The organism is Paenibacillus sp. PK3_47 (assembly GCF_023520895.1).
Lineage (GTDB): Bacteria > Bacillota > Bacilli > Paenibacillales > Paenibacillaceae > Paenibacillus_AQ.
This window is the reverse complement of sequence record NZ_CP026029.1, coordinates 1130940-1143340: the sequence shown is the minus strand read 5'-3', so window position 1 is coordinate 1143340 and position 12401 is coordinate 1130940. Positions and strand designations below refer to the sequence as shown.

Annotated in this window: 13 protein-coding genes; 8 read left to right on the top strand and 5 right to left on the bottom strand. The window is 49.1% G+C overall.

Annotated features, from left to right (window positions below):
• Nucleotides 1-156: 156 nt before the first annotated feature.
• Nucleotides 157-1278, bottom strand: coding sequence for a tRNA 2-thiouridine(34) synthase MnmA (mnmA, locus tag C2I18_RS05245; RefSeq protein WP_249900225.1), 1122 nt, complete (start codon nucleotides 1276-1278; stop codon nucleotides 157-159).
• 318 nt (nucleotides 1279-1596) lie between these two features.
• On the opposite strand from mnmA, the gene cymR reads away from it, so the two are divergent.
• Nucleotides 1597-2016 carry a cysteine metabolism transcriptional regulator CymR gene (gene cymR, locus C2I18_RS05240; RefSeq protein ID WP_249900224.1) on the top strand — a complete coding sequence of 140 codons (420 nt, stop codon included), beginning with the start codon at nucleotides 1597-1599 and terminating at the stop codon, nucleotides 2014-2016.
• Nucleotides 2017-2139: 123 nt separating this feature from the next.
• On the opposite strand, the gene C2I18_RS05235 is transcribed toward cymR, so the two are convergent.
• Nucleotides 2140-2826, bottom strand: a complete 687-nt coding sequence (locus tag C2I18_RS05235) for a Na-translocating system protein MpsC family protein (RefSeq protein WP_249900223.1) — start codon at nucleotides 2824-2826, stop codon at nucleotides 2140-2142.
• Nucleotides 2827-3014: 188 nt separating this feature from the next.
• Between C2I18_RS05235 and C2I18_RS05230 the strand changes: the two genes are divergently transcribed.
• Entirely contained in the window at nucleotides 3015-3422 is a 408-nt protein-coding gene (locus tag C2I18_RS05230; RefSeq protein ID WP_249900222.1) for a hypothetical protein, read from the top strand.
• A gap of 62 nt (nucleotides 3423-3484) precedes the next feature.
• On the opposite strand, the gene C2I18_RS05225 is transcribed toward C2I18_RS05230, so the two are convergent.
• Complete coding sequence (locus tag C2I18_RS05225; RefSeq protein ID WP_249900221.1) at nucleotides 3485-4366, bottom strand: glycosyltransferase family 2 protein; 882 nt, start codon at nucleotides 4364-4366, stop codon at nucleotides 3485-3487.
• Nucleotides 4367-4565: 199 nt separating this feature from the next.
• On the opposite strand from C2I18_RS05225, the gene C2I18_RS05220 reads away from it, so the two are divergent.
• Entirely contained in the window at nucleotides 4566-4685 is a 120-nt protein-coding gene (locus C2I18_RS05220) for a sporulation protein YjcZ (RefSeq protein ID WP_249900220.1), read from the top strand.
• A 73-nt stretch (nucleotides 4686-4758) separates the two neighbouring features.
• Here the strand turns inward: C2I18_RS05220 and C2I18_RS05215 are convergent, their stop codons facing one another.
• Both C2I18_RS05215 and C2I18_RS05210 read right to left on the bottom strand, forming a co-directional pair.
• The gene (locus C2I18_RS05215; RefSeq protein ID WP_249900219.1) at nucleotides 4759-5094 is read right to left on the bottom strand and encodes a potassium channel family protein; all 336 of its coding nucleotides are present in this window, start codon (nucleotides 5092-5094) and stop codon (nucleotides 4759-4761) included.
• A gap of 27 nt (nucleotides 5095-5121) precedes the next feature.
• Nucleotides 5122-5790: an SOS response-associated peptidase gene (locus tag C2I18_RS05210; RefSeq protein ID WP_249900218.1), complete on the bottom strand. Its 669-nt coding sequence runs from the start codon at nucleotides 5788-5790 to the stop codon at nucleotides 5122-5124.
• Between the two features lie 281 nt (nucleotides 5791-6071).
• Here C2I18_RS05210 and C2I18_RS05205 point away from each other — a divergent pair, with 281 nt between their 5' ends.
• From C2I18_RS05205 to leuS, 5 genes are all read left to right on the top strand, one after another.
• The gene (locus C2I18_RS05205) at nucleotides 6072-7217 is read left to right on the top strand and encodes a cysteine desulfurase family protein (protein ID WP_249902010.1); all 1146 of its coding nucleotides are present in this window, start codon (nucleotides 6072-6074) and stop codon (nucleotides 7215-7217) included.
• Nucleotides 7218-7420: 203 nt separating this feature from the next.
• The gene (locus C2I18_RS05200) at nucleotides 7421-7942 is read left to right on the top strand and encodes a PRC-barrel domain-containing protein (protein ID WP_249900217.1); all 522 of its coding nucleotides are present in this window, start codon (nucleotides 7421-7423) and stop codon (nucleotides 7940-7942) included.
• A gap of 13 nt (nucleotides 7943-7955) precedes the next feature.
• A complete protein-coding gene (locus C2I18_RS05195) occupies nucleotides 7956-8165 on the top strand; it encodes a hypothetical protein (protein ID WP_042179559.1) in 210 nt (69 codons plus the stop codon).
• A gap of 215 nt (nucleotides 8166-8380) precedes the next feature.
• Complete coding sequence (locus tag C2I18_RS05190) at nucleotides 8381-9448, top strand: AI-2E family transporter (protein ID WP_249900216.1); 1068 nt, start codon at nucleotides 8381-8383, stop codon at nucleotides 9446-9448.
• A 406-nt stretch (nucleotides 9449-9854) separates the two neighbouring features.
• A complete protein-coding gene (leuS, locus tag C2I18_RS05185) occupies nucleotides 9855-12305 on the top strand; it encodes a leucine--tRNA ligase (protein ID WP_249900215.1) in 2451 nt (816 codons plus the stop codon).
• Nucleotides 12306-12401 lie beyond the last annotated feature (96 nt).

Below are 12401 nucleotides of genomic sequence, written 5' to 3'. Positions count from 1 at the left end.
GTTATTTCATCCCAAAGGGCATATTTTGTCCAATATTTGGTGGAATAAAGGAACCTCGGTCCGTTAGCGGTGTAACTGGCGCAATTTCCGGCAAATAACGGACGCAGTGTCCGTTAGCATGAGAAAGAGGGCGGACGGAGGCACTCTTCAAGCAGTTTACAGCTGCACAAGCGGTGTTACCTTCTTGGCAGCTTCAATCGTTCCGCCTCCGAGGCACTTGTCGCCCTGATAGAAAACAACAGCTTGACCTGGCGTAATAGCCTTCTGCTGTACATCGAACACCACTTGTACAGTTCCATCTTCAAGCGCTGTCAGGGTAACCCCCTGATCAGGCTGGCGGTAGCGGAACTTGGCGGTGCACTTCAGCGGGCTGTTACCCAGCGTGCCTTCTTCGATCCAGTTCACACCGGAGGCAATCAGGCTGGTGGAATAGAGGCTTGGATGCTTGTCTCCCTGCACTACATACAGGATGTTGCGCTCCAGGTCCTTCTCCGCCACAAACCACGGCTCGCCCGTACCGGAGCCGCCAATACCCAGGCCTTGACGCTGGCCCAGCGTGTAGTACATCAGGCCTTCGTGGCGGCCTTTGACTTCGCCTGTAGCGATGTCAACCATATCGCCGGTTTGGGCCGGCAGATACTGGCTGAGGAATTCTCGGAAGTTACGCTCTCCGATAAAGCAGACGCCGGTGCTGTCTTTTTTCTTGGCGGTATAGAGTCCGGCTTCCTCGGCAATTCTCCGCACCTCAGGCTTCGGCAGGTGGCCGATCGGGAACATGGCCTTGGACAGCTGGTATTGATTCAGGGCATTCAGGAAGTAGGTCTGGTCCTTGTTGCTGTCCACGCCGCGCAGCAGCTTGAACACGCCGTCTTCCTCAATGACACGGGCGTAATGCCCGGTGGCTACATAATCTGCACCCAGCTGCAGCGCCTTGTTCAGGAATTCCCCGAACTTGATCTCACGGTTGCACATGACATCCGGATTAGGCGTCCGGCCGGCCTTATATTCGTCGAGGAAATAAGAAAATACTTTATCAAAGTATTCCTTCTCGAAATTTACGGTATAGTAGGGAATGTCGATCTGCTCGCATACGCGGCGGACATCCTCAGCATCGGTCTCGGCTGTACATACGCCAAATTCATCGGTATCGTCCCAATTCTTCATAAAGATGCCGATGACGTCATAGCCCTGCTGCTTCAGCAGGAGCGCTGTAACGGAGGAGTCTACCCCTCCGGACATCCCGACGACGACACGTATATCCTGGTTTGCCTTTGTCATCGTAATCACCATTTTCTATGCACAAAATACCGGTATTCACACTGAACACCCGGCTCATTCTGTATTATAACATACCTGTCTACCCTAAACCTGCTATGAGCACGGAAAAATGTTGCCGATATAGCGGCAAATTTACATTTTGTCCACCGCAGACGAACATTCTTGCAAAAAATTACGTTTTCTTCTCCAAATGTCTCCTAGGATATGATAACATAAACTGAGAGCAAACATCGGAATACGTTGATATGATATATCTTATGTCTTACCAGCCCATACTAATTCCTATAGCCCAGCAACTAAACCGAAAGAGGTGCCCCTTTGAAAATATCGACAAAAGGACGTTACGGATTAACCATTATGATGGAGCTTGCCATGAAATTTGGTGAAGGTCCAACCTCACTTAAAAGCATCGCCGAGAAAAACGGCCTGTCCGAGCATTATCTGGAACAGCTTATTGCTCCGCTGCGCAACGCCGGACTTGTAAAAAGTATCCGCGGAGCCTACGGGGGCTATATCCTCTCGCGTGAAGCGGCTACAATTACCGCCGGTGATATCATCCGCGTGCTGGAAGGCCCGATTTCCCCGGTCGACTTTACCGAAGAAGATGATCCGGCCAAGCGCGATCTCTGGCTGCGCATCCGCGACAGCATCGCCGATGTCCTGGATTCCACGACATTATCCGACCTGATTAATTTTAAAGAAGAGAGCTTGGCGGATAATTATATGTTTTATATTTAACAGGAGCTTCACTGTTTCGAACGAATTCTTTTTAACCCGTCCTCCTCAATAAATTGGGGAGGACTCCTCTATGTTCTCCTTCTTTTCGAACAGGCCCGCCCTTATGGATCTAACCTGCTGCCCTTACTTTTCCTCAAAAACATATACGATGACACTTTTGTCCATTTCGAACATCCAATCCAGATAAATGCCGACAAGCCGGCGCCCTAGTATTATCGGAATATTACCTTCTTCGATGATCCGTGTCTTTTCTAATGCTCTTTTTGCTTTCCGCAAAGCACCTTCTCCATCGAGTTTTACCAGGTATTTTTCAATTTCAATTAACAAACCTTCCCGGACGACTACCAGCGTATTGTTATCTGCCCAAAAAGAGAAAGTGGAGTCCGGCACCTTTTCAACTTCGTATGTAATTTTAGATATTTGAAAGTGAACCTCATCTTTACCGGGGTAGTAGTCTTCATTAAGTCGGTAGTTATTATCCTTTATAAGACCCACAATAACCCCTGATAAATTATTATCATCCCAGTCGTAATAAAAACTATCAAACTCTATATCTGAAAATGTTTTTAGTTCCTTCATAAAGTCAGGCAGTAAATAGTCCATAATAAGTTCGCTTGTTGATCGCAGCGCATCGTTATCTTTCGTGACGACCAGATTTTCCATAATCTTTCCCATGAATCTTTCCAGTCGGATAATAAGGCAGCGGTTCTCCAGAATGACATGAACATCCTCCGGCTTATCTCCAAAACTGGCGGCAAAAATTTCTTTGATGACAGATTCGATTTTTAGACTAGTCGTGCTGTGGCTCATGTTAACCTCCATTCTTAGGCGCAGTATTATATTTAAAACGGCCTAAAAAATATATACCGTATCTTCACCAAAGTAATCAGAAAATAAACAAGCCACAGCTAAAACCTGGTCAATATAGGTTTGTCTCCAATCCATTGCCTTTCTCTCAGCATACTCTATCAGTATAAAACAAAGAGGAGGCAGATTGAATGGCAACGATCATTGATATTGGAAGCAGTACAGCGTCTACGGGAAGCCAGACCATTTCTATTCCTATTCTGACGCCGGCCCAAAATTTAATTCTGGCAGAGTTTGGACTGGCTACGGTTACAGGCGGAAGTGTGCAGTTAAATGCAAACGTCGGTTTCCAGACGACTTTGGGGGTTCCAAGCGTAGTGTTTACGTTATACCGGGATGGTCAACCCATCTATAATGTAGGCTCAAGCGGTCTTTCAGTTCTGGCTATACAGCCGATATCCCTTTCATTTCTGGACCGGAACGTTCCGCCCGGGTATCATGCTTATTCCTTGGGAGTGGCTAATAACAGTCTCAACGTTTTGCTCAACACAGCGAGTGTTACAGGGCCTGCGACATTTTCCGGGATATCGATTGGTTAAATAATATATAATAACCCGCCAGGCAAAGCCTGACGGGTTATTATCCTTGCTCTCAAAGCAGATTAGTATGGAACTCTTGAAATACATCTGGATAGAGCCATCCTTAAGAGCTGCTGGTCGTAGATGCGGTACAAACGGTTTTGATCAATCAGCCATTCTGCAAACCCTGCTGCTTTGTGATAATTTTCAGGATCTTCCGGATTAACGGCGTATTCAGCTAACTTAACCAATAGACCATATTCCTCATCAGATAATTGAATGCCCAGTTGGGAAAGTTGTCTTTGACGGATTCTTCGTGCCGAATCGTCCTGTATTACCCGGTGCTTATTGGATACTTGTCCCTCATGTGGACGATAGTACATTAAATTATGGGGGATATTTGCGAATTGGGCACATGTGGCGAGTCTGTTCCACAGTTCATAATCTTCTGCATGCGGATAATTATAATCATAGCGGACCCCGAGACGGTCTATAGAACTCCGCCGCATCATTACAGAAGGGTGGAGTATGCAGCTGTGAAACAACAGCCAGACCTTGATTTCTTCGTGATGCATCGGATTGATTTTGACAGGTCCCAGATAGTTTGTTGTATACCCCGTACCGCAGAGATCTATATGGGGATTTTGATCCATGAAATAAGCCTGCACTTCAAAACGGTTCAGAGCAGCCACGTCATCACTGTCCATCCGGGCGATGTACTCACCTTGGGCCAGATCCATCCCCTGATTAAGTGAAGTGACTATACCCGTGTTGTTGGCATGAAAAATCTTTTTCACCCTGGCGTCTCTTATTTCGTGAATGATTCCTGTCGACCCGTCAGTGGAACCGTCATCAATAATGATTAATTCCAGGTCATTTAACGTTTGCCACAAAATGCTGTTCACAGCTTCCTGTAAATACACAGCATTATTGTAGACAGGCATAATTACAGATATTCTTGGCAACTGTATTCCTCCTAATGTCAGCGTGTCTCATGCCATATATATGATGAGACAAACGGATAAGCGACAAGAAGAGAAAGAAAAGGCATATGATCCGTGTGTAATAGCTGATAAGATATTTGAGTATCTGCTCAAACGCCCAAGCGCACAACGATTTTCTGCATAATTTAAGGTGTATTCTACTTCAAGGAGGAATGACCTTATGGGTGAAAATGTAGCAGGCTACGGCGGCGGTTATGGCGGAGGAGTATGGACTTCTACGGGTGCAATTCTGGTTTTGTTTATTCTGCTCGTGATTATCTCCAAAACCATTTTGCTGTAAGTGTAAGTTCTTCCTGAGCTTCGGCATGTGTCCTCCAGCCTGCAGGCTGGAGGATTTTGTTTGTCCGGCAATCTTATTCTTTCTCTTTGCCGGCCTGCTTGATCAGCTCATAGGCGATATATCCGATCATTCCGAGGAACAATCCTGTACCGGCGATAATGTACACCATCGTGAATATTTTACCGAGAGCGGTCTGCGGTTCAAAGGTCGGATGGCCCAAGGTGCTGAGCGTGGTAACACAGAAATACAGGGCATCAAGGACCGGAAGCCCCTCCTGCTTCGTATAAAAAACAGTTCCGGACAAAAGTGTCATCAGCACCAATACGAACAATGCCTGGAAGTTTTTACGCTTCAGCGCTCTCCATAGGCCTGTAAACAAACGTTTCAGGGTCAGCAGAAAAGAGATCATAACAGCCCCGCCTTTCTCTCATGATAGTCAAGCCTCTCTAATAAGCTCCTCATAGTCATTACGGACATTGCCGACCTCGGCCGATACCGGATAAGCCCGCATTTTTCTGGAATCATAAGGACGAAGAAGCTTCATTAAAGAAGGAACATCATGATTGCTGCGGTCGAGCCACTCGGCCTCTGCTTCCGGGTCCAGAATGACAGGCATACGGTCGTGAATATCAGCCATCAGCGTGTTGGGGGAAGTGGTTATAATGGTGCATGTACTCAGCCTATTGCCCTCCGCATCTGTCCAGATCTCATAGAGACCTGCCAGTGAAAATAGCTCCTTGTCCTTCAGTGTAATCCGCATCGGCTGTTTGGCTGCGCCCTGCACTTTCCATTCATAGAAACCGTCTGCCGGAATAATGCAGCGCCGCGAGCCGACCAGATTTTTGAAAGAGGGTTTCTCGAGCAGGGACTCTGCGCGTGCATTAATCATTTTGCTTCCGATTTTATCGTCTTTGGCCCAGGAAGGGACAAGTCCCCAGCGGAGTTCTCCAAGCTTGTTATGTCTGCCGTTATGGATGACAGCCGGAATATACTGCATCGGTGCAGCGTTGAATTTAGGCGCATAGCGGTCCATAGTACTGTCATCGATAAAATACCGCAGCATCAGCTCTTCTATAGTTACAGTTATAGTATACCTTCCGCACATTCTCTGTTTACCTCCTAAATATCTTCTATATAAAAGTAAACCATGGTTTACATGTAGGTTAACCTCATGCTATGCTCGGTCTACTTACGATTATATAGGAAACATTCAAAGATAGCGAAAAGAGTGCTGCCTCCAGACTGAAGAATTACAAATAAGGATAAAATGAATACAATATGTTACAATAATGTGTTATTTGACAGGTGGTAAATCACACAGCAGAGCTGTATAATCTAGTAGTCCTGTAAGAAAATCCTGAATTTCAAGAAGCGGAGAATACAATGATGAAGCCCATCTATTTGGATCACGCCGCCTCAACCCCGGTTCATCCGGAGGTGGCCAAGGTCGTATATCATATGCTGTTAGAAGAGTACGGCAATGCGTCCAGTGTACATACGTTCGGACGTTCCGCCAAAAAAATTGTGAATGGCGCGCGCGATACTATCGCGGGCTTTTTGGGCTGTGCGCCTGATGAGTGGGTGTTCACGAGCGGAGGCACAGAGAGTGATAATCTGGCGCTGTTTGGTGCAGCGGAAGCTTCTGTGCATCAAGGCAAACATATCATCACCACGGCAATTGAACATCATGCGGTGCTGCACACCTGCAAAGAGCTGGAGAAGCAGGGGTTTACGGTGACTTATCTGCCGGTAGATTCCACAGGACGGGTGTCTGTTCATGATGTTGAAGCCGCCCTGCAGCAGGATACAGTATTAATAAGTGTGATGTATGCGAATAATGAAGTAGGTACGGTACAGCCTATAGAAGAGATCGGGAACCTGGCGCGGGAACGGGGGATTCTGTTCCATGTCGATGCCGTACAGGTGCTGGGAATGCTGCCAATGAACCTGCGGGAGCTGCCGGTGGATTACATGAGCTTTACCGCCCACAAAATTAACGGTCCGCAGGGAATTGGCGGCCTGTATGTACGGCGCGGTGCACCGCTCTCATCCAGACAGCACGGCGGGCTGCAGGAGCGGGGCAGAAGAGCGGGAACGGAGAGCTTGGCGGGAGCAGCCGGTTTTGCCAAAGCGGTACAGCTTGCTGTAGAGGGGCTTGCCGGGCGGCAGGAGAAGGCCATGATGCTGCGCCGTACGCTGCTTGAACAGCTGGACCGCCGGATCGGGAGCGGGCGTTATGTCATCAACGGCAGCAGAGAGTATTTTGTGCCCGGAATCCTTAACGTCAGCTTTCCCGGAACACAGACGGATGTGATGCTGATGAACCTGGATATGGAGAGAATTGCCGCTGCCAGCGGTTCAGCCTGCACCTCGGGATCGCTTGAAATCTCCCATGTTTTGAAAGCCATGAAGCTGCCCGAAGAAGTTTTGAATTCGGCGATTCGTTTTAGCACAGGTTTGGGTAATACTAATGAAGAAATGGAGCATGTTGCCCAAAAAGTTGAAACCATTTTGAAACGGCTGCGTAAGTAAGATGAGGCGTTTCACGCAAGATCAGAGAGCTATACTTCACGGGCAGACATCCTGGTCTTCTAAGAATCGCTGACAATGAAGATTCGGTTACATATCGAGCGGGCTTTATGTCGGTGTTCTTACAAGTCTTGATTCCGTTTTTTTGTTTGCGCATTATGACCATCATGAACTCGTAATGACTCTCAGGTGAGGAGATAACAGCCATGAAACTTCAAGATATGATTGGCCTCACTTTATATGAGGTTGAAGAAGGTAAAGAGGTCGGCAAAATTGTCGATGTTCTGCTGGATTCAAATTGGAAGATTACGGGTATTGAACTGGAAAGCAAATCTTTTTTCTCCAGTCATGTGAAAGTTGTGGCATGGGAAGACATTGTCGCTTATGGCGAAGATGCTGTCATGATTCGCAGTAAAGAGTCGATTATTAAGGCTGACACTGACCATATACCATATACTTTTCTTTTGGGAAAGAACAAACTGAAGGATTTGCAGGTACTGACTGCATCCGGAACAATACTCGGAGTCATATCCGATGTTTATTTTGACCAGAAGTTGGGAAATACAATAGTAGCGCTGGAAATCAGTGACGGGCTTGTAACTGATTTGATGGAGGGCCGCAAATGGCTGCCTTGTTCTGAAGGGATGACAATCGGGGAGGACGCCGTATTGGTTCCTGCGATGAGCGAAGAACGGCTGCAAAAAGCCATTAATATTGTTAACGGATAGGTGGAATGTTTTTATGAAGTGTCCAAACTGCAACTCCAAGGATATCGGCAAGATCGGCTCACACCAGTTCTATTGCTGGGGCTGTTTCATCGAACTGACGGTCAATGGCGAGAAAATGTCGGTGTATCAGGTTGAAGAAGACGGCACGCTTAGTTCGCTTGACGATCTGTTCTCGGGTGAAGAGATTGCTCAGGATTTCCCCCAAATCCATGCATCCTCTTAACTTGGAATTCTCGCTCCTCCAATAGGCAGCGGGTACATATTGTTGATTATAAGCGTCAAATACCTTTCAGTGCATGATTGTACTGAGGGTTTTTGGCGCTTTTTTTGTTGTCTTCAATCAGGGCGGTTATTTTGCGGCACGCATACACATACTTACTTACGAAGACATGAAACATGGCCGGTGATTGAAGCTGATGTGTATAAGGGGGTGCACCCATGGAGCAATGGTTCCACAGTAAAGGGTTCCGCTGGATGATCGGAGTGCTGCTTGCCCTGATCATTTTATATTTTGTCTGGCTGCTTCGTCCGATGCTGCAGGGAGTTTTTACATTTTTAAAAGCAATTCTTGCGCCGTTCCTGGCCGCTCTGATTATTTCCTATGTGCTGAATCCGGTGGTCAGTATGCTGGCCGGCAGGAAGATGCCGCGCAGTGTTGCCGTACTGCTTATTTATACTGTGTTTCTGACGCTGCTTGCGGTCATTGCCATCAATCTCATCCCGATGTTCCTTAAGCAGCTTGAGGAGCTGAACGAGCATTTGCCGGAAATGACATTGCAGGCGCAAGGGCTGATGAAGAATATGAACACAAAACTCATGCCGCCCGGTGTCGGGATGGGGATGAATAAATGGTTTTTACAGCTGGAAAACCGTCTGGCCGAAGGAATCTCCTATTTCCTGGACCATATCGGGACAACGATAGGCATGCTGTTCAATGCGTTTATCGTGCCTTTTCTCGTGTTCTATATCCTGAAGGATTTCGCAGTGTTCGAGCGGACCGTGGTTTCCTGCCTGCCCCGCTCACGCCGCAAATCCATAGTAAAACTGCTCAAGGATATTGATGAGGCGCTCGGCAATTATATCCGCGGCCAGTTTCTGGTCTGTCTGATCATCGGGGTGCTCGCTTATATCGGCTACGCGCTTATAGGGATGCCTTATGCGCTGCTGTTCGCTTCCGTGGTAGCGGTGTTTAACATCGTTCCGTATATGGGTCCGTTCCTCGGCGCGGCTCCGGCGGTGGTAATGGCCTCGACAGTTTCACTGCGGCTGGTGCTGATGGTAGCAGCGGTCAATACACTGTGCCAGATGATTGAGAGCAACATCATATCGCCGCAGGTGGTAGGCAGGAAGCTTCATCTGCATCCGCTGCTGATTATTTTTGCCTTGCTGGTCGGCGGTGAAGTGGCGGGGATGATCGGGCTGATTCTGGCTGTGCCGGTCTTTGCGGCCGGAAAAGTAATGATTCAGCACATTCTGACCTATTATATCCGGCGCAAGCCTGTATAGGCAGCAAAAGCATTGACTACAGTCAACAAAAATGTATATAATACTGTGTAATATTACGATTAAAACTATGAATAGCTGTCGATGAAGAGGAGTATTAATTCGCGGGACGTTATTGCAGAGAGCCGGCACCCAGGTGCAAGCCGGTTAACGGAGCGGAATGAACTCACCTCGGAGTAACGGCGCAAGCCGCATTTTCCGTAAGGTTGGTGTAACGGAATGAAGCGTGTGAACCGTCGTCGTCTCACCCCCGTTACAGGGTGTCAAAGTGAGTGGCTGAGCAAGGCCTGTTCAGCCGCTAACTAGGGTGGTACCACGGGAATTATAACCTCTCGTCCCTAGCGATTATACGCTAGGGATGGGGGGTTTTTTGTACTTTAATTGCAACACTCCAAGGAGGAGCAGACAAATGAGTGAACACAAAACAGGCACAGCAGCCGGAACCGGCTACCGTGCCCAGAGTATTGAGCCGAAATGGCAGAAGTTCTGGGATGAGAACAAGACGTTCAAGACAGGTGAAGAAGCAGATAAGCCTAAATTTTATGCCCTGGATATGTTTCCGTATCCGTCAGGCGCCGGTCTGCATGTAGGCCACCCGGAAGGATACACGGCGACTGATATCGTCTCCCGCTACAAGCGCATGCGCGGCTATAACGTGCTGCACCCGATGGGCTGGGATGCATTCGGTTTGCCGGCGGAGCAGTATGCCATGGATACCGGCCAGCATCCGCGGGATATTACCTTCAAGAACATTGATAATTTCCGCCGCCAGATCAAATCGCTCGGCTTCTCGTATGACTGGGACCGCGAGATCAGCACAACAGATCCGGATTATTATAAATGGACACAGTGGATTTTTATCCAGCTGTACAACCGCGGCCTGGCTTATGTAGCTGAAGTATCGGTCAACTGGTGTGAAGCATTGGGAACGGTTCTGGCGAACGAAGAGGTTATTGACGGCAAAAGTGAGCGCGGCGGACATCCCGTTGTCCGCAAACCGATGCGCCAGTGGATTCTGAAGATTACCGAATACGCGGAACGCCTGCTTGAGGATCTGGATGAACTGGACTGGGAAGAGAGCATCAAGGATATGCAGCGCAACTGGATCGGCAAATCGACCGGTGCGGAAGTCAACTTCGCAATCGACGGCCATGATGCATCCCTGACCGTATTTACGACCCGTCCGGATACCTTGTTCGGTGCAAGCTACTGCGTGCTGGCGCCGGAGCATAAGCTGGTCGACACGATTACTACGGAAGCCCAGGCGGCAGCTGTTGCGGAATACCGTGAGAAGGCAGCCCGCAAGAGCGATCTGGAGCGTACAGATCTGGCCAAGGAGAAAAGCGGCGTGTTCACAGGCGCTTATGCAGTTAATCCGGTGAACGGCGCGAAGGTGCCAATCTGGATTGCCGATTATGTACTGGCCGGATACGGCACAGGAGCCATTATGGCTGTTCCGGGCCATGACAGCCGTGACTGGGAATTCGCCAAGCAGTTCGGACTGGACATCATTGAAGTGGTCCAGGGCGGTAATGTGGAAGAAGAGGCTTACAGCGGCGACGGCCCGCATGTGAACTCGGACTTCCTGAACGGCCTGGAGAACAAGGAAGCGATCGCGAAGATGATATCCTGGCTGGAAGAGCAGGGCAGCGGTCAAGGCAAAGTAACCTACCGCCTGCGCGACTGGCTGTTCAGCCGCCAGCGTTACTGGGGCGAGCCGATTCCGATTCTCCATCTGGAGGACGGCACAATGAAGACTGTTCCTGTCGATCAACTTCCGCTGGTACTGCCGGATGTTGATGCGATCAAGCCTTCGGGCACTGGTGAGTCTCCGCTGGCGAATGTTACGGAATGGGTCGAAACGGTTGATCCCGAGACCGGCATGAAAGCCCGCCGCGAGACCAATACCATGCCGCAATGGGCCGGCAGCTGCTGGTACTATCTGCGTTATATCGATCCGCACAACGACAAGGAGCTGTGTTCGCCGGAGAAGCAAAAGGAATGGCTGCCGGTTGACCTGTACATCGGCGGAGCCGAACATGCGGTGCTTCACCTGCTGTACGCCCGCTTCTGGCACAAGGTGCTGTATGATATCGGTGTAGTGGATACGAAGGAGCCTTTCCATAAGCTGGTGAACCAGGGCATGATCCTGGGGAACAACAATGAGAAGATGAGTAAATCGCGCGGCAATGTCATCAACCCGGATGAAATTGTAGAAGCCTACGGCGCGGATACACTGCGTGTCTATGAAATGTTCATGGGGCCGCTGGAAGCCACCAAGCCTTGGAATGAAAAAGGTGTGGAAGGGATTCACCGCTTCCTCTCCCGCGTATGGCGCCTGTTCGTGAATGAGGACGGCAGCCTGAGCGCCAAGATCACCGAGGACGGCGGCACTGACGAGTTCAAACGGACCTGGCACAAGACGCTGAAGAAGGTGACCGAGGATTTCGAAGGCCTGCGCTTCAATACCGCAATCAGCCAGCTGATGATCTTCATCAACGATGCTTACAAGCAGGACACCTTGTCCCGTGAATCTGCAGAGCACTTTGTACAGATGCTGTCGCCGCTGGCACCGCATATTGCCGAAGAGCTGTGGCAGCTGCTGGGTCATGAAGGCAGTATCAGCTATGTAAGCTGGCCGGCTTACGATGAAGCCTGGACGGTGGATGCCGAGGTGGAAATCGTCGTGCAGGTCAACGGCAAAATCGTACAGCGTGCGCTGATTCCTCAGGACATGGGAAAACAGGAGATGGAAGAGCATGCGCTCCAGCTGCCGAATGTAAAAGCGGCAGTAGAAGGCAAAACCGTCCGCAAGATTATTGCGGTTCCGGGCAAGCTTGTTAATATTGTAGTGGGTTAAGCGAAGAACGCAACTCTACCCGCAGCTACGGATTATTCCGTGCTGCGGGTTTTTTGTTAACTGAGCAGAAAGTTTATCTACTTGGGGCCGTTTGCA